The sequence below is a fragment of the Streptomyces sp. NPDC021225 genome (assembly GCF_044332865.1).
Taxonomy (GTDB): domain Bacteria; phylum Actinomycetota; class Actinomycetes; order Streptomycetales; family Streptomycetaceae; genus Streptomyces.
This window is the reverse complement of sequence record NZ_JBIRPV010000003.1, coordinates 1,001,272-1,020,863: the sequence shown is the minus strand read 5'-3', so window position 1 is coordinate 1,020,863 and position 19,592 is coordinate 1,001,272. Positions and strand designations below refer to the sequence as shown.

Genomic DNA, 19,592 nt, shown 5'->3' with positions numbered 1-19,592 from the left:
GTCTCCAGGACTGCGGTCCCTGTCCGGCCCGTCAGCTCTCCGCCGGTCAGCTCTCCGCTCGTGAGCCGGGGTTCGGGCACCCCGGCGCGGGTGCGGACCGCGCCCTCCTCGCCGCTGCGCGGGTCGTCGGGCAGTTGGTGCCAGCGGGTCAGCCGGATGGTCTCGCCGTGCAGACGGTGCAGGGTGTCGGCGGCGGTCTCGGCGGTCGTGCGCTGCTTGGCCAGCTCCGCCAGCCGGGTGTCCCGGGCGCGCTCGGCCGTGCGCAGGGTGTGGTGGGCGGCCTGGACGGCGTCGTCAGCGCTCACCACGCGCCGGGCCGCCCCGCCGGTGACCTCGTCGTGCACCCGCCGCGCCTCGGTGACGAGCCAGTCCCGCTCGTCCTGCCGGATGCGGGCAACGAGGCGGTCGGCGGCGGCCTGCTCCTCGCGGGCCTCGGCGAGCCGCTGGTCCGCGGCGGTCCACCGCTCCTCGGTCTGCTCGGCCTCCGGCTGCGTCTGCCCGGTCTCCGGCTGCCCGGCGGTGGTCTCCAGGAGTTGTGCCCACAGGGCGTCGCGGACGGCCTGGGCCTTCGCCGCCGCCTCCTCCTCGGCGGCCAGGAGGCGGTCCCGGACCCCCTCGCGGAACTCCGCCGCGGGCCCCCTCGCCGCCTCGTCCGCGGCCGCCTCGGCGGCGCGGTAGTGGTGGCGGGCGCTGCGCTTGGCGGCCCGCTCGGCGCGCTCGGCCGCGGAGCGGTTCCGCCGGGCCCGGGCGTACTCCGCCTCGGCCTCGTTCACGGCCTTGTCCAGGTCGGGGACGTCCCGGCGCAGGCGCCAGTACTCCTGGTCCGCCTCGGTCAGGGCCTTCGCCGCCTCGCTGACCTTGTCCCACGCCGTGGCGACCTGCTCGGGGAAGTTCTCGTCGGTGATCAGTCCGAGCTGGCGTGCGATGTCCTCGCGTACCCAGGCGATGATCTGGGTCTGGGTCTCCACGGCCTGGATGCCCGGCTTGACCCCGCCGAACGGGCCCATCAGGTGCTCACGGACCCAGGCGGCGGTTGGGCTGTCCTTGAGCTGCCGGTCGACCTCGGCGACGGTCAGCCAGGCGGTGGGGATGGCGAACGCGAACATCCGGCCCGTGGTGGGCTTCACCTTCGTCTGGTGCACCTGCTCGTTGGTGATGGCCTGGCCGTCGGAGTCCTGCGCGTTGGCGCCGGTGCCGCTCACACCCAGGTTGACCGTACCGAGCGGCTGGGTCTTGATCAGCGGGAAGCCGCCGATGGCGGTGTCCGTGACGCCGCCGTAGTTGGTGTTCGCGGTGTCGTTGTGGGTGTGCTGCTGCGCGGCTTCCATGTCGCTGCCGTCGGCCACCGTCAGCAGCTGGGCGCCACTGAGGTCCGGCCGCATGTAGCGGGCGAGGTTGCCGGTCGCGGAGTCCAGGATGTTGTTCTCCGTGATACCCGCGGTGTGGTAGCCGCTGTCCCCCGTCGCGTCCTCGGCGAACGTGCTGAGCGCCACGTTGCCGGAGGAGTCCTCCAGCACCTGCGCGGCGCCGGTGCCCTCGGCGGTGAGCGGGGTCAGCCGGGCCCAGCGCAGGGCCTCTTCGAGCGCGTCACCGGTCAGCTGCCCCGACACCTGGGCGAGCCGGTTGTCGTACGCCTTGGCCAGGGCGAGGAGCCCCGCCGCCTCGACCCCCTCGGCGCCGATGACGGCACGGACGTCGAAGCCGTTGGACGGCATCTCGAACGGCGCCTCGCCGCCGTCGGGTTGCGGGACGGAGCGCCAGGCGCGCACCCGGTCCCACAGCTCCTCGGACGGGATACGGCTGGTGGCCGACGTCAGCACGTTCACCGCGGGCGGCTCGTCCACCGGCTCCGGCGGGCGCAACGGGTCCGGTGCGGCGCCGGGTTGGCCGTCGTCGGCGGGGTCGGGCCGCAGCAGGCTGAGCGGGATGATGTCCTTCAGCGTGCCGACGTCCTGCTCGTGGGAGATCCGGGAGGCGTCCGAGTCGCGCGGCATGTCCCCGCGGGTGCGCCCGATCTCCAGGGTGAGCTCCAGCCGGTAGCGGGTGGTGAACTGGGCGTGCGGCCCCTTGGTGGTCGCCTTCCGCGACCGGGTGAGGGAGATGCCCGAGGAGCCGGAGATGATCTGGCGGTTGGAGCCGAACTCGGCGAGGGACGGGCCCGCCGTCGGCACGGACGGGTTGTCGGTGCGCACGCCCTCGGTGATGGTCGTGCCCGCGTCGGAGCCGCGGCCCTGCTCGAACGCGCGGGTACGGGTCTCCACGGCCGTACGGGACTCCCCCAGCTCGGCGCCGGGCCACAGCCGGTCGAAGTCCTGCCCGTCCTCGACCGGTATGAGCCGGGCCCGTACCCGTACGTCCCGCTTGCCGATCCGGACCTTCTTCCACCCCGGGCCGCCGATCCTGGCGGGGAGTGCGGAGCCGGTTCCGGTCATCTCCCGGCGCAGTGCGCGCGCGACGCGGCCCGACACCAGCCGGCGGACCGCCTCCCGGCCGGCACTGTCGAGGTCGTGGCCGAGGTCGTCCAGCTTCTGGTCGAAGGCGGTCAGGGCTTCCGTGACGTTCAGGGAGTCGACGGGGTACTGGGCGAACGGGTGGCGGCGCAGCCAGCCGGGCAGGGACCACGTCCGGTCCGCGTACATCGGCCCGGCGCCGAGGCCGTCGCGGATCAGGCCCATCTCGGCGGCGGTCCGCTCCGGGATGTGGCCGAGCCAGCCGCCCGTGATCCGCTGCCACCGTCCGGCCCGGTGGCGTCCCTTCTGCAGCAGGAGCCTGCCGACCGGCTTCAGCAGACCGATGGAGCGTACATAGGCCGCGACCTGGTGCTCGGCGTCGCCCGCGGTGAGCACCTGGTAGTCGGAGTTCGACCAGGAGGTGTCGGTGGTGACGGTCCGGGTGACGGTCTCCGTCTCGCTCTCCGAGCGCACCCACGGGCGCCAGACCGCCCCGTAGTTGCCGGTGAGGCCCGGCCCCGCGGAGTGGGACTGGCCGTAGACGAAGCTGACACCGGCGGAATGGCTGGAGGACTTGGTCTGGGTGCCGGTCATCGCGGTGCTTGCACCGACCGTCACCGAGGCCTTCACCGGCTCGGGCCGTCCCAGGGCGCGCAGCCCGGTGACCCGGATCCGGTGGACGACCGTCGCCAGCCAGTCCAGGTACGGCCCCTTGCTGAACAGGCCCGTGGCGCGGAGCCCCAGCGGTGTCGCGGTCTGGTCGAAGTTGGCCGTCAGAAGCTGCGGCTGGTGCGTGCGGACCGCGGCGTCGTGCGCGGGCGCCCCCTCGTAGGTCAGGTGCCACCGCCCCTGGGACGCCTCCTCCAGGACGGCGTCCATGATGCCCTCGCCGTGCGGCGGCGCCAGGACGGAGACGGTCTGGTGCGGCTGCCCGTCCAGCGGCCCCGGCTCCTGGGGGTGGACGGGGGCGGTGGGCGCGCGGTCCACCAGGTCCCTGGTCTCGCGGACGGACAGGGTGCCCTGGGTGACCCGGTCGGGGCCCCGGTAGGGGTTGGCCGCGCCCGGGGCGTGCGGGTCGGTGTCCGGGCTGTGCTCGGCGGGGACGGCCAGCAGCACCTTGGCGCGTATGGGGGGGACCAGGCCGCGGCGCGGGGCGCGGAAGACGAACAGCTGGGTGCCCAGCAGGCCGAGCGAGGTGATGCCGCGCAGCAGGCTGCGGAACCGCCAGTAGCCGCCCGTGCTCACCGTGATGGACAGGTCGTAGCTGTAGAGGTGCGCGGGTTCGGTGGTGTCCGCCGACGGTTCGGCGGACGCGGTGGAGCCGAAGGGGGTCTCCGCCCGTTCCTGCCAGTTCCCCCGGTAGCCGAACTGTGCGGTGACGGAGTGCGCGGGGGCGCCGCGCTCGTCGGTGGCGCCGGCGTCGATGGTCGAGAACAGGGCCTCGAACGTGGCCTCCGTGCTCCGCGCTCCGTACCGTCCGCCGTCGGCGTTGGTGACGCCGGGGGAGCTGCGCGTCAGCAGGTTGTCGATGGTGCCCTCGAAGCGGCGGCCGGTCATGTCGGCGTAGAGCCGGATGTAGCGGTGGCCGCGGGTGAACCGGCCCGGGTCCTGCAGGGGGACGCGCAGGCCGGTGGTTCTCATCGCGTCCAGGTTTCCCTCCATGGCGTGGTGGGAGGACAGCGCGTTGTACACCGTCAGAACGTTGTGCAGCACCATCTGGTAGTGCGCGTGGTTGCGCCACCTGCTGTCGTCGGGGTCACCGAGGTCTTCGAGCGGGGCGATCATCCCGGGGAACTCGCGGGCGAGGGCCGCCACCACCTGCCGGGTGATCGTGGCCAGCCGGGTGTCCGCGGGGCTGTCGCCCGACGCGGTACGGTCGGTGTACCGGCCGTCGGGGTACAGGAACTGCACCACCCGGCTCATGCCGAGGGTCGGCGGGTGGTCCTCGGTCAGATAGGCCGGGGCGTACGGCTCCCGGCCGTCGCGCTTGGCGAGGGTGGTGCCGTCGTCCAGGCCGGCCAGGCGGCGCGCCTCCCGGTGCGTCATCCAGTCCAGGCTCCAGGTGCGGAACGCGGTCGGCTCGGCGTCCCCGGTCTTCAGCACGTACACGGTCTTCTCGACCCGGTACAGATCGGTGGCGGTCTTCGTGGTCTGGATGGCGGACTTGACCGCGCCGGATCCGCCGACCGTCAGGTACCGCCCGCGGGTGTGTCCCCGGCGTCCGCCCGGGCCGAACTGCAAGCGCGGCTTGATCTTCTCCATGAAGCCGGGGATCAGGTTCAGCACGTCCACCACCGGCAGGTTGAACGTCGGCCCCACGACGCCGAAGAACTCCAGGGTGTGCGCCCTCGTCTGCTTGCGGGTGTTCTGCTTCGTCAGCTGCCCGGTCTGGGCCAGCTTGGCCTTGTCGCTCTCGTTGGCCAGGACGGCCCTCCCCGGCACGACCCGCGGGATGACGAACGCGCCCAGTGGGGTGCGCTTCTTGTCGTCGGCGAACAGCGGCTTGCCCGGCACCACGGATCGGGAGAGCCGCTCCGCCATCTGGTCGAAGTTGCCGGTGGAGAAGAACGCGGACAGTTCGTCGTGGGCGGTGGTGCCCGGTTCGGCGCCGACCCGGTTGACCGCCCAGTCCCGGATCTCCTCCACGGGCCCGTAGCCCACGGTGGTGACGACCCGGTAGTCGGACTCGGGGCCCAATTGCATCCGCTGCGGGGTGCGGACCGTCTCCTGCGTTTCGGTGAGGGTGTCCGCCAGTCGCAGACCGAGCCCGTCGCGCAGGGGCACGCCGGAGGTGAAGTCCGGGGCGCTGGTCCTGGCGGGCCTGGCGCGCCACCGGGTGCCGAGGACGCCCTCCTTGGCGGGGCGCGGGGGCAGGGCGTCGGTGACGGTCACCTCGTAGTACACGTCGTCGATGTGGACGTGTGAGTGGTCGTCGGCCTTGGTCTCTCCCTGGCTCACCACGTCGTCCTGCATGGTGTAGGCGGTGTCGTGGGAGCGGGCGAACCGCATCCCCAGCCGGCCGAAGGCGGCGAAGGCGAACGGCAGCGGGCCGATCGGCACGGCCGGGCCGATCTGCCGGGTGGTGCTGAGGACCTTGCTGCCGCCGACGGTGGTCTTGGCGCGGTACTGGTTGTCGATCTTGGTCGGCCCGGTGCTGTCGGCGAACCTCTCCCAGGCGCCGTAGTTGCGGATCCGTACGCGCAGCGTGCGCAGCCGCCCGGACTCGGCGCGGTAGGTGAACTCCCGGCCGTCGCCGGCGAAGGTGCGCGGCTGTTCCCGCATGGCCCGCAGCAGCCGGTGCTCGACGCCCACGTCGATGTCGCCGGAGCGCGCCGGGTGGCGCGGCTCCTTGGTGTCGACGGGCCGGGTCTCCTCGTCCTCGCCGCGCAGCAGGTCGGTGACGGCCCGCGCGGCGGTGTCGGGGCCGCGCAGGTAGGGGTGGCCCTGGCCGAAGGCGAGCAGCGCGTCCTCGGCCTCCTCCGGTGTGCCGTCGGTGGAGAACGGCAGCAGGCCGTCGACGTACGCGGGCATGCGGCTGTCGTCGGCGAAGTTGCTGACCCGCTGGACGACCGGAGGGGGCAGCAGGGCGCGGTCCACCCGCGGCGGGCGGCGGTCCATCAGCTCGTCGTCGATCTGTGCCCCGGGGAACGGCGGGGTCGGCTGCTGGACATGGGCCAGCCCGGCCCGTTGGCTGGAAGAGCCGGAGAGGGAGGATCCGGAGCTCACGCGCTCGAAACCCTCGCGGGCCTGGTCGCTCCCGGGGCGCGGGGAGGGCGCCGAGTCCCTCGTCGGGGACGCGGCGGAGCCGGGGCGCCCGAAGACCCCGAAGGTGTCGATCCGCCGCAGGGGGTTCCGCCATCTCCCGGCGTCCCGGTCCGCCTTGACGTGCGACGGGCTCTGGTCGGCGGAGAAGGTCATCGTGTTACGGGGGGCGGGCATCGTCGCGGAGCGGCGGCGTACGGCGGGCCGGTCTCCCTCGACGGCCGACTTGTGGGGCGACGGCGTGTCGAGGAACAGCTCGGACTGCCGGGGCGGGCGGGCGGTGGAGGGCCCGGCCCGCCCGGCGGCCGTCGGGGCGACTGCCGGGGTGGACGGCGGGGTGGACGGCGGGGTCACTTCCGGGGTGGACGCCGGGGAGGACGGCGCCGTGAGCGCGCCGGGCAGCGGCAGGCGCTCCGGGCCGCGGGGCGTGCGCACGGTCGTCTGATGGCCGGGACCGTCGGAGAGTGGCACCGGGTCGATGGGCCGGCCGTCGGGGCCGAACTCGATCGACAGGAAGTTGTGGCCCTCGTAAAGGGGGCGGTCGCTCACGCGCCCGTACTGGCCGTCGACCCAGTCGATGCGGCCCTCGTGGTTGAAGGCGTTGACCGCGTGGACGGTGCCGTTCGGCCGCTGGAAGCGGAGGATCGCCGCCGAGCCGTGGCGCTCGGCGTCGCCCCGGCCGAGCCGCCGCTCGACGGCGCGGACGGCGTTCGCGGTGGCCGTGTGGGCGCTGGTGCCCGGGTCCTCGGCGTGGAACCGCCATCCGGTGCCCAGCCAGCGCGCGGTCCGCTGCATGCTGTCCCGCTCGACCTCAAGCCTGCGTCCGGGCCCCGGGGCCTGGACGGGCGCGGCCGCGGTGGGTCGGCCGAACCAGGACACCAGTGCCGAGCGGGCCACGTCGAGGCAGTTGAGCTGGCGCGCCGGGTCGGCCCAGCCGCCGTTGAGGCGCCGCACCCACGGTGCGCCGCCGGCGTCGGTGAACAGGGTGTTGTAGGGGAGCCTGCGGTTCAGCTTGCGGACGGGCGCGGCCAGCCCGAAGTGGGCGCCGCGCGGGTCGGGGAAGCGCTGGTACGCGCCGTCGAGATCGACCGGGAAGACGTCGTGCAGCCGCCGCTCGTCGGCCTCCGACGGCCGGTCGAGGCCGCCCGACTCCCGGTCGTACGGGCGGATCGCGCGCAGGCTGTCCGTCGACGGGCCGGTGAGAACGGACGTGGACCCGGGCCGGTCGCCGTCCGGAACCAGGGCCGGGGCGGGGGCCGGAGCCGGGGCCGGGGGGACGGCGTCCGCAGCGCTCATGCCCGGGCGGCCGGGGCCGCGGGTGGCCACCTGGCGCGGGCCGCCGCGCCGGTCGTCGAGCGTGAGGGTCAGCGTGTCCAGGCCCGGTCCGGTACCGGACCGGCCGCCCCGGTGCTCGACGACCTCGACGGTGAAGTCGTCGGCGGTGATGCGCTGTCCCGGCGAACCCTCCTGGAGCCGCTCCAACTCCGCGTCCAGATGGCTCCTGTACAACGCCTCGATCGCCGCGGCGCGCGCCTTCCCGGCCTTGACGGACCCGCGGCCGCCCCTCTCGTAGGTGATCTCCAGTCTCGGCAGCGGCAGTTGGTGATCGGTGTTCCACACCCCGGCCCTTGCCGCCACGCTCGCCGGGTACCTGACGATGTTGGCGGCGTCGGCGGGCGCCTCCGTGACCCCACTGGCGAAGGTGATGGGCACCGGGTCTGTTTCGTGGCCGCGGAGCACCACGCCGGTGATCGGGTTGACCATCCGCGAGGGGGCCTCGCTCAACAGGCCCGCGTAGACGTCATGCACGGACTCGCCGGGACGCTGTGCGTACATCCGCATGTACCACTGGCGCTCGCCGGGGATGACCGGTTCGACCTTCCCGAGCCAGAACGCCGCCCTGTTGATGGCGACTTCCAGCGCCAGCTCCGCACGCGCGCGCTCCTCAGAGCCCTCGGGCGCCGCGCTCACCGCTTCCTGGGCCTGCTCCGCCCCGATCAGGGCCAGCGTCAGATCACGGTAGTCGCGCACCTCGGCGAGGTACTCGTCGATACCGGCGGCCTCCTGCCGCTCGATCTCCTGGCGCAGTTCCGCCGCCGTCTCCCGCAGCTTGTCAGGACCCAGGCTGTTGAGGTTCGCCCCGATGGCCGCGCGGCGCCGGTCCGCCCGCGCCGACCTCCGTGCGCGGTTCTCCAGAGAGATCTGGTGGGTGCCGTCCTCGCTGGCGAGGACCACGCTCAGGAAGTGGTAGCCGAAACGGCCGCCGCCGGGCTGTTCGCCGGGTTTGGCGTGGTTGTGCTCCAGGCTCGGCCGGCCGTCTGCCCCGGGCGCGGCGATGGACTGCACCACATACCCGTCGCCGACATCGGCCCAGGCGTGCTCGTTGACCCCGATACGCCGTCCGGCGTCCGACAGGGCATCCCGTCGCGGGTCCGCGGGCTCGGCAAGACTCAGCGCGCTGCCGTACGACTGACCGGGCAGCGGACCGTCGTACCCGCCAATGGGCCGGTCGTCCCGGCGCAGCAGGCCGGCCGCCCACTCCGGACGCACCGCGTCCGGCGGGGTCTCGCCGTCCGCCACCCGTGCCAGGGCTTCGGCGAGGTAGTGGGTCCCGGTGGTCTCCCCGCCGTCGGAGGCATCGACCGGAGCGGTGGCCACCTCACCGCTCCGGGGATCCGAGAGGACCAGATGCGATGTGGGGTGACCACCGGACACCTGGTCGGCGAAGTCCCGGCACACCTCCTTGGTGGACTCCCCGGACTCCCCGGTGCGGGTCATGAACACGGGGGTGACCCGGAACAGTTGCCTGCTTCCCCCGTCGGGGGTGGGGAGGATGATGCTCAGGTTCTCGTCGGTCTCCAGCCGTACCCCGCTGCCCGCGCGCGCCAGTTTGACCGAGGAGCGGGCGACGGCCTCGGCCGTCGCGAAGACCTGCTGTCCCAGCGCGCCGTCCTCCACGGCGAGCGTACGGTCGGCGGAGATCCGCAGGGCGGGCCGCTCGGTGGCGAGGATCTCGGCGTGGTCCTGCACCGACACCGCGAACTCCGGGGGATCCGCTCGCCGGTCGAACGCGCGGGGCGTGCGCCAGTCCCCCCGGGTCTCCCCGGGCCTGCGGAACAGCACGCCGTCGCCGCGGTTGTCCACGACGGTGTAGTCCCTGGTCGTCAGCGGCCTGGCCCGGCGCGCGTCGATCCCGTCGCGGGGAGCGGGGTCCTCGATGTCCGCGTCGCTGTTCCTGTCGCCATCCGCGTCGCTTTCGCTGCCCAGCGCGGTGTCCATGTCCGCCCGGCGCGACGCGAGGACCGCCTCACTGGTCAGCTGATCCGAGGGGACAGCGAGGGCCAGCGAGCCGAGGCGGCGGAGGTGCTCGACGTCCACCTCGCCGTCGGCACCGAGGTTCAGGACCCGCCGGGCCAGGCCGTGGATCCTGTTGAGCGGGTCCGGGGACGTGCCCGGCCGCTCCGCGCCCGCCAGGGCGAGCCGCCGCAGCGCCCCGGCCGCGGCCATGAGTGTGTCGAACGAGTGGTGGTCCATGGCGCCGGTCCCGAAGAACAGGTGCAGCGACCACAGGTCCTCGACGTCCTGCGCCGGGGCGGGGGGCGGGGGCAGCGGCACGCCCCCCTCGCTGGACGTGTCGCTGGACATGTCGGTGTCGCTGGTGCCGGACTCCGCGTCCGGCTCCAGGTCCGGCAACTCGCCGCCGGGTGCCGGGGCGGTGGCGGTGCGCTGGTGGACCACCTGGGCCATCGGTGCCACCGGGGCCAGAGCGTGCGGCTGCGGCCGGTACACCCCCTCCACCTGGTCCCAGAAGGCGCGGAACCCCTCCCACAGCCGCTCCTCCCGCGTGTACTCCACCGGATTCGCGGGACCCGGATCCTGCGGATCCCGGCCGAACAGCCGCTCCAGAATCGGCAGCAGCGCCGGCTCGTGCTCCCGCACCCAGGCCGCCCCGTTGTTCCGCGGCCGCCCGGTGTACGCGTCCGTCCCCGCGTTCACCCCCAGATACGCGCAGACAGCCTGAGCGAAATACTCGAACTCGTTCGTCGAGGAATAGTTTTCGGCCGGTACACCATTCAGGTCCCGCCGTATCCCGTCCGGCCACTCCACATCGAAGGGATCGACGCCCGGCGGCGGATTCAGCTTGGCCTCATAGGCCATCTTGATGACCTTCCGGTCAAAATCATCAAGCGCCTTCTCGTGGAGCGTGTGCGCGAGCTCGTGATCGGACGTGGAGTAACCGTCCTCAAAAAGGCTCGCACCCGGCACACTCGTGGCCTCACCCACGAGGTTCTCCTCCGTCACCGCCGTGTCACGCGTACCGCCCGCGCCCCGCACGTTGTCCCAGATACGCCAGTCGTTCGGGGCGACCTGCACCCCCGTGAGATGCCGGAACGGGCCCAGCGCGGTCACCGCCACGTCCTTGGGCACCACCACGACCCGCACATCACTCTTCAGCAGCGCGGCCGCCGCCCCCGGGTCGACCACCATGCGTGCGATGCGCTTCCGCGCCAAGTCCTCCACCGTCTCCGGCCGGAACGGCCACACCGGCCGATCCATCCCGGGCTGCACCACCACCATCAACTGCGCCGCCGTCTCGGCGAACTCCGCCGCGGGCAGACCCCGCCGCAACGCGTCCACCAGCACCGGATCAACCATCAACTTCTGCCGCTTATCAGGCGACAGCAGCGACAACTCCCGGAACCGGTCCTCCGCCGACATCCCCAGCAGACGCGACCCGAACTGCCCCACCGGGCCGGCCGACACCCCGCCGAACACCACCTCGCGCGGCAGGCCCCGGCCCGCGGCACCGGGCAGGGGCAACCCCTGCGGACCCGAAGCCGGCGGAGCCGGAGCCGGCGAACTCGGAGCCGGCGGAGCCGAAGCCGCCGAACCCGGAGCCGGCGGAGCCGCGTGCCCCAGCTGCTCCGCGGCCCGGTACGCCTCCAGCAACTGGCCCAGCAGATTCGGGCTCAGCGTCGGGTCCCAGCCCGTCTGCCCGGCATAGCCCGCCGCGACCCGCTCCAGCTCCGCCCACGTCAACGGCCCCATACTGCGCGCCAGCGCCTGCCGCTCCAGCGCCCCGAAACCCTGAAGCAGCCGCTGGAACTCCTCGGCCAGCGCGGGATTGGTGTCGATGTCGACGCCGTGGATCTGCCGTATCGCCCGCACCCACCGCTGCACCCGCGTCGCCCGGTCCGCCACGTCCCGCGGCAGCCCCGCCACGTCCGCCCACGCCGACAAGGCGGCCGGCCCCGGCTCCGGCGGGAGCTCCTGCCACCGGAACATCGGGTTGTCCGGATCATCCGCCTTGGCCAGAGACGGCGGATTCATGTTCCCGAACACGTCCAGGTGCGCGTCCGAGCTGAACACCGTCCGCCCGAGCCCGGTCCCCACGACCTGCGCGCCCGACACGTACGCCAGCCGGTCGGCGCCCGCCGGCAGCTTCCCCAGCGCACACCCCACCAGCCACACCGGCCAGTCCGCCGGAACGGACATCGTCGCCATCTGGCGTTGGAGGAAGCGGGTCAGCACCCCGCTCCACACCACATTGTTCTGCCCCGTGCTCGCCCGGGGGAACGCCGCCAGGCCGTTGTAGCTGTGCCCCACCATGACGAACGCGTCGGTCAGCCCCCGCGGCAGGCGATGCACGGCACGGGTGCGGGGCCCGCCGAGCGCCGGCACATCGACGTAGTGCTGGATCTGCGACAAATTCCGCAGCTGCTCCTCGCGTTCCGCCATCTCCCCGGGGTTCAGCAACGCGACCCCGATCAGCCGCTGCCCGTCCGACGTGGGCAACGCGAACGTATGCACGTCGGTGTCCAGGAACCTCGAACCGTCCGGCGTCGTCACCTCCCACGGACCGTCCAGAAGCTGACCCGGATCGCTCGGCACCCACACCCCCACGGGCGTCGACCCCGGATTCGTAGCCGTGAGCACCACGCGCTGCCTGGACGTGCCGTCGCCCACCGGCTCCCGCCGGAGACCGCCGTACGTGGACCACACCCGCCCGCCGATCCAGTCGGCCATCAGCCGGGGTAGCCGCCTCATGCCCGCGCCCGCCTCCGGCATCAGCAGCACCACCGGAGCGCCCGCCGGCCGCCGGGGGTCATACTTCACCAGCTCGGCCAGTTCCACGTATGTCACCTCGGACGGGTTGCCCTGCCCGTCGCGCACCACGACCATGCCCGCCTCGCCACCGGGCTCCACCACCACCACGTACGGCGAACCCTGCCACGGGGGCAGTGTCCAGCTCAGACCGCCAGGCCCCTGCCGCCCCACATAGTCCAGCAGCAGATCCGGAAGCTGCCCGGTGAAGTTCCGCCCCAGGAACCGGCCGTCCGGGCCGACCAGCGCACTCGCATCCCCCAGCACCCCCGTCCCTTGCAGCCGGTACGCCGCTACCGCGGCCAGACTCCCCGCGCGCCCGTCCCGGTGCGCGGCGGCCACCACCGACAGCGCCTCGAAATACCGCCCACGCGTCATCGAATCCGAAGGACCCAGGCGCAGAACCTCCCGCGCGATCCGCTCCAGATCTCCGGTGCCGAACCGCGAACGCCCCCCGCGCGCCGCCTCCAGCACCTCCAGCCCGCGCACCATCACCTCGTACCGCGGGTCCTCCGCCACCCGCGCCCCGAACACCTCACGCAACACCTGCGGCAGACCCGACCACCCCCGCCGCGGACGCGACGGCCCCTCCCCCGGAGCCGGCGGCGCGGGCAACGGCCCGACATCCTCAGGGGAACCCGAACGCCGCCCGGGCGCCGGGGTGGTGGCGGTGTCCTGGGCCGGCGGTGCCACCGGTGGCACCGAAGCCATCCGTCCCGCCGGGGCCAGGGCGTGCGGCTGCGGCCGGTACACCCCCTCCACCTCGTCCCAGAAGGCGCGGAAGGTCTCCCACAGGTCGTTCTCCGCCCGCGTTTCCTCCCTCGGGTTCGCCGGACCCGGGCCCTGCGGATCCCGACCGAACAGCCGCTCCAGAATCGGCAGCAGGGCCGGCTCGTGCCTCCGTATCCAGGCCGCCCCGTTGTTCCGCGACCGGCCGGTGTAGCCGTCCGTCCCCGCGTTCAGCCCCAGATACGCGTTCACCGCCTGCGCGAAATACGCGGACTCGCCCGTGGAGGAATAGTTGTCGGTCGGCACACCAGCCAGGTCCCGCCGAATCCCGTCCGGCCACCGCACATGGAGCGGATCGAAGCCCCGCGGCGGATTCAGCTTGGCCCGATAGGCGTCCTGGACGACCTTCCGCTCAGCATCGTCAAGCAGATTCTCGTAGTGGCCGAACAGCCGCCTCATAATCGGCAGCAGGGCCGGCTCGTGCTCCCGCACCCAGGCCGCCCCGTTGTTCCGCGGCCGACCGGTGTTCATGTCCGTCCCCGCGTTGACCCCCAGGTACGCGTTCACCGCCTGCGCGAAATACTCGTACTCGTTCTCCGAGGAATAGTTGTCGACCGGATCGCCATCCAGGTCCCGCCGAATCCCGTCCGGCCACTCCACATCAGACGGATCGATGCCCCGCCGCGGGTTCAGCTTGGCCTGATAGGCATTCTTGATGGCCTTCCGGTCGGAATCACCCAGCGCGTGCACATGGAGCGCGTGCGCGAACTCGTGATCGGGCGTGCCGTAACCATCCGTATGATTTTTCGCATCCGGCACACTCGTGGCCTCACCGAGAAGATTCTCCTCCGGCACCGCCACGGCACGTCCGTCCATGACGCCCCGCCAGGTGTCCCAGTCAGACTTCCCCGCATAACCCCGGAACCGGCGCAGCCGGGTCATCGCCACGTCCCTGGGCACCACCAGAACCCGCACACCGCCCTTCAGCAGCGCGACCGCCATCTTCGGATTGACCAGCATCCGCGCGGCCCGCGCCCGCGCGACCCGCCCCGCCGACACCGGCTGATCCGCCATCGGCTCACCCGGGCCGTCCTGCACCACGACCATCAACTGGGCCGCTGTCTCAGCGAACTCCACACCGGGCAGAGCCCGCCGCAACTCGTCCACCCACACCGGATCCGACGCCAGCTTCCGCCGCTCGTCGGGCGACAGCAGCGACAACTCCCGGAACCGGTCCTCCGCCGACATCCCCAGCAGACGCGACTCGTCCTCCCGCACCGGGCCGAACGCCACCTCACCATCCTGGTGCCCCCGCCCCAGCACACGGGACACGTCCTGGGGCCCCACCCCCAGCACACCGGACATGTCCTCGCTCTCGGCACCGGGCTGGGGGGGCTCCCCGGCATCGAGGGCCTCCGCCGCCCGGTACGCCTCCAGCAACTGGCCCAGCAGATACGGGCTCAGCGTCGGGTCCCAGCCCAACTGCCCGGCGTACTCCCCCGCGGTCTGTTCGAGCCCCGCCCACGTCAACGGCCCCAGACCCTGCGCCAGCGACTGCCGCTCCAGCGCCCCGAAACCCAGGAGCAGCCGCTGGAACTCCCCGGCCAGCCTGGGATTGGTGTCGATATCGAAGCCGTGAACCTCCCGCAGCGCCCGCACCCACCGCCGCACCCGCTCCTCCCGGTCCGGCACGTCCCACGGCAGTCCCGCCACGTCCGCCCACATCGACAACGCGGGCGGCCACGGCTCCGGAGGGAACTCCCGGTACCCGGACTTCGGATTGTCCGTGTCGTACACGTTGGCCAGATACGGCGTATCCGCGTCTCCCCTCACAATCTGCTTGCCTTCCGGGGCAAGCGCCGTCCGCCCCAGCCTGGTCGCCACCTCCTGCGCGGCCGGCACGTACTCCAGCCGGTCGGCGCCCTCCGGCAGCGTCGCCAGCCCACGCCCCACCAGCCACACCGGCCAATGCGCCGGGACGGACGCGGCAATCTGGCGCCACAGGAACGCGGACAGTTCCCCGCTCGTCACCATGTGGCTCCGCCCCGTGCTCTTCCGGGGCAGCCCCGCCTCGCCGTCCCCCACCACGACGATCGCGTCGGTCAGGCCCCTCGGCAGAGGCAGGAGGGGACCCGTAGTACTGATCCCCTCGTACTCGAACTGGTCGCCGTAGTGCCGAATCCGCGACACGTTCCGCAGATCACTCTCACCGGCGGCCATATCCCTGGCGTTCAGCAACGCCAGTCCGGTCAGCCGCTGCCCGTCGGACGTGGGCAGCGCGAACATCTCCACGTCGCTGTCCGGGAACGTCGAACCGTCCGCCGCCGTCACCTCCCACGGACCGTCCGGAAGCTGACCCGGATCGCTCGGCACCCACGCCCCCACGGGCGCCGACCCCGGATTCACCGACGCGAGCACCACGCGCCGCCTGGACGTGCCGTCGCCCACCGGCTCGAACCGGAGACCGCCGTACGTGGACCACACCCGCTCCCCGAGCCGAGCGGCCATCAGCCTGGGCAACGCCCTCATGCCCGCGCCCGCCTCCGGCATCAGCAGCACCACCGGAGCGCCCGCCGGCCGCCGGGGGTCGTGCGCCACCAGCTCCGCCAGTTCCTCGTACGGCACCTCGGTCGAGTTGCCCTGCCCGTCGCGCAGCACGACCAGGCCCTCCTCGGAACCGGGCTCCACCACCAGCACGTACGGCGGGCCCTGCCCCGGGAACGGCGACAACTTCAGACCGTCAGGATCCTGCCGCCCCACGTAGTCCAGCAGCAGGTCCAGAGCCTGCCCGGTGAAGTTCCACCCCTGGAACCAGTCGTCAGGACCGGTCAGCGCACTCGCATCACCCAACACCCCCGCCTTCTTGTGCAACCAATACGCCGCCACCGCGGCCAGACTCTCCGCACGCCCGTCCCGGTACGCGGTCGCCGCCACCGACAACGCCTCGAAATACCGCCCACGCGTCATCGGCTCCGAAGAACCCAGGTGCAGGATCCCCCGCGCGATCCGCTCCAGATCGAGGCCCCCGGTGCCGAACCGCGCATCCCCCCTGCGCGCCAGCTCCAGCGCGGCCAGCCCGCGCATCATCACCCCGTACCGCGGGTCCTGCGCCACCTGCGCCCCGAACGCCAGACGCAACACCTGCGGCACATGCGACACACGTGACGGCCCCTCCCCCGGAGCCGGCGGCGCCGGCAACGGCCCGACCGCCTCAGCGGCACTCCGGTCGGTCGGTTCCTCGTCCGGGCGCGCGTCACCCACCGCCGCGGACTCATCGTCCGACGGACCGGAGGGATCGGCGGGGCCGGACGCGGTGGGCACCGACGACAACGGCGCCGGGGCCACCGGGCCGGGTTCGGGAGTCGGCGCCACCGTGCTGGAGGTGGTGGGAACGCGGGGCGCGGGCGGCGGCGGGGCGGACGGGCCAGAGGACTTCGTGGGGGCGCCGCGCAGACGCTGCCGCAACCCCAGCCCCGCGCGGAGGGTGTCGGCCAGGGCGACGCCCGACGGCGCATCGGGGCCGTGCGTCAGCAGGTGCTCGGCGACCTGGCGCACCGCGTCGCGGAAGTCGCGCCCGGCGTGCCGCGAGTCCGCGAGCACCGGGTGCAGCTCCAGCGGCAGCACCAGGGAGACCGCCTTGTCCCAGGCGCGGCCGGCGGCCAACCGCTCCGGTCCGTCGTCCGGTATCGCGCCCGCGAAGTCCGCGTACGCCGACTGCCAGATACGCCGGGTGGCGTTGGCCGCGGTTTCGTCGAGCGGGGCGGGCCAGGGATCGGACCGCACCATCTGGAGCTTGACGTGGTCCACCGGGGCCAGGTCGATGTCGCGCACCGGGAACCGGTCCATGCCGAGGGCCGCGGCGGTCTGTTGCTTGGGGCCTGGCGTGACGCCCGCGGCGTTCAGCTCGGCGGTGGCCACGTGGTCGTCCGGGTCCAGCAGCGGCGGGTTCTCCGGCAGGTCGTCCGGGATGACCTGCCGGGCGATCCACTGGCGCTGCGCGTCGTCGCGATGGACGTCTGGCACCTGCCCCTGCCGCGACCACGCGTCGCCCTCGGCGCCCTGGCCCGTGGTGCCCTCCTGGCCCGGGGCGTACGGGTCGCCGTGCGGGTCGATGCCGAGGCCCCGCAGCCGCGCCGCCGCGTCGAGCATCTGCCCCCGCGCCTGCTCGGCCCGGTGCCCGGCGTCCTGGTGCGCGGCGGTGTCTGCGCTGGTGCCGACACCCGTGTCCAGCCGCTCGCCGATGGTGTCCACGTCGGTCGCGGCGGAGCGGAAGGAGTCCAGCGCGTCCTCGTAGTCCCGCCGGGCGCGGTCGATCTCCTCCTGGTCCGGGGGCGCCGGGGTGGCCGGCGCCTTGCCCCGGTCGGCGGGGTCCGTGTCGGGCCGGGTGTCGGTGTCGGTGTCCGCGTCGATGGCGGAGTCGTCCAACGGGCCGCCGGACGTCTCCGTGTCCGGACGCGATTGCTGCTGCTCGGCGCGGGGCGCCTGGCCCGGCTGAGGGGTGCCGGAAGGCTGCTGAGCCGACGGCGTGTGCGGAGTGGTGGCCGGGGTCTGCCCGCCGCTGTGGGAGACGGGGGGCGGGACCGCTCCCGCGTTCTGGCCTGCGGGGCCGTTCTGGCCTACGGGGGTGTTCTGGCCCGTGGGGGTGGATTCGCCGTTCTCGCCGAAAGCCCCGTCGAATTCCGCGTCCGGGTTCGAGACCGTGGGGGTGCGCGTCGCCGGCGGCGCCGGGAGGCTCGACGAGTTCGGCAGACCCGAGGTGCCCGGCAGATCCGAGGTGTTCGGCGAGCCCGAGGTGGCCAGGGAGCCATCGGGGCCCGTCTGGAACTCCTTGTTCCCCTTGAAGTCCTCGACGCCCTCGGGCGTCGTGAGACCGGACCCCGCGGAGTAGGAGCCCGTCGGCGGCAGGTTGCTCCCGGCGGAGCCGGGCAGGTTCAGCGGCGGGCTCTGCGAGGTGGTCTGGAACCCCTTGCCGGCCGGGAAGTTCGCGTGGGGCACATACGACGACGAGGAGCCCCCGCCGTTCAGCGCCGATGAGGAGTTGTACTCCGGGATGTCCGAACCGATGGAGTCGGAGGAACTGGCGGAGTTGATGGACGCGGTGTCGTCGAAGACGGAGCCGGCCGAGGAGTTGGAGGAGCCGTACGAGTCCACGGAGTAGGTGTCGGAGTCGCGGTACCCGGGCGTGAACGAGCTGTTGTCGCCGTACAGCGAGCTGTTGTCCTCGTACAACGAGCTGATGCCCTCGTACATGGAGTAGTTGTCCCGGTACGACGAGCTGTTGTCCCCGTGGGTGGGGATGTCTGCGGACGTTGTGATGGGGAGGGAGGACTTCGGGAGGTCCGGGCCCGCGCCGGAGCGGGAATCGGAGCCGTAGTCGGAGCCGGGGTCGGAGCCGGAATCGGCTGGGGAATCGCTCCCCGCCCCGTCCGGGAGATCAGCTATCGCATAGCTCTTGTTGATGAAGTCGGTGAAGATGTTCCCGTTGGGGAATACCTTGCCGTGCAGCCAGCCGGCGCCGGACCCCAGCGCCATTTCCGCGCCCATGTCCGCCATGGCGCTGGTACCGGAGAAGACGAACGTCTCCCACTTGAACGCCCAGTTGCCCTGGAGCAGCCCCGTGACGACCACCTCGGCGAAGCCCTCGCCCAGACCGTGGGAGACGAACGCCGCCGGGAAGTCGTAGGCCATGTTCTTGATCGGGTCGGGCTTGAACCCGCCGGGGTTCTTGAAGATGCGATCAAGATCCGGTGAGTTGAAGTCGATGTCCTTGAACGTGTTCCCGAAGTCTCTGTCCCACTTACCGAAGATGTCCTTGTCGAAATTCTTCTTGAAGAAGTCCGAAATGCCCTTCTTGAAGTATTTCGCCGCGCCCTGGAAGACGTCGATGAAGAGACCGGTCACGAAGCCGTAGAAGCCACTCTCCCAGACGTTCTTCCCGTCGATGCCGTCCGGCCTGCGGTTCGGGGGAGGGATGGTGAGCTGCGCCAGGTTGACCGCGAGGGCCTGGATCATCTCCTGGACCGCCTCCAGCAGGGCCCCCGCGATGGGGAAGAAGTTGAGCAGGCGCTGCATCGCCATGAGGATGGCGAGCGCATGCCGCGCCCTCACCAGTGCTGCCATGGACAGTGACGCCCCGCCGGTGAAGAAGGACATCGCCGCGAGCGCGGCCAACTCGATGAGCATCATCGTGATCTCGGCGATGATCTCCCAATGCGCCTGCTGGATCTTCATCGACTGCTGGCCCCGCTCGTTGGGCAGGTCCATCCGGAGACGGTTGAGCAGGTCCCCGATGCCGTTCGATCCGCCGGAGCCGGTCAGCGGCTCCATGGCCTTGGTGAGCGCGTCCCCGACGGGCTTCGGAAACGCGCGGGCGACATCCGCGATGGCGTCCCGGACACTGTCCACGAACGCGACCAGGTTGTCGGCGAGATCGGGGAACTGGTCTTGGCTCTCCCACGCCAGGTTCGCCTTGGCGTGGATCGGCTTTTCACCGATGAGGATCTGGATCCACATCGCCTCCTCGGGGGTGTAGGTGATCTCCTCCAC

At 72.4% G+C, this 19,592-nt stretch carries 1 protein-coding gene (running past one end of the window); it reads right to left on the bottom strand.

Annotated elements, in window-relative coordinates:
* Nucleotides 1–19,592 carry the 5' portion of a lonely Cys domain-containing protein gene (locus tag ACH4S9_RS18095; RefSeq protein WP_398372847.1) on the bottom strand. 41,989 nt of this gene lie to the left of the window's left edge, so the window shows 19,592 of its 61,581 coding nt (coding positions 1–19,592); its start codon is at nucleotides 19,590–19,592; its stop codon lies off the left edge, out of view.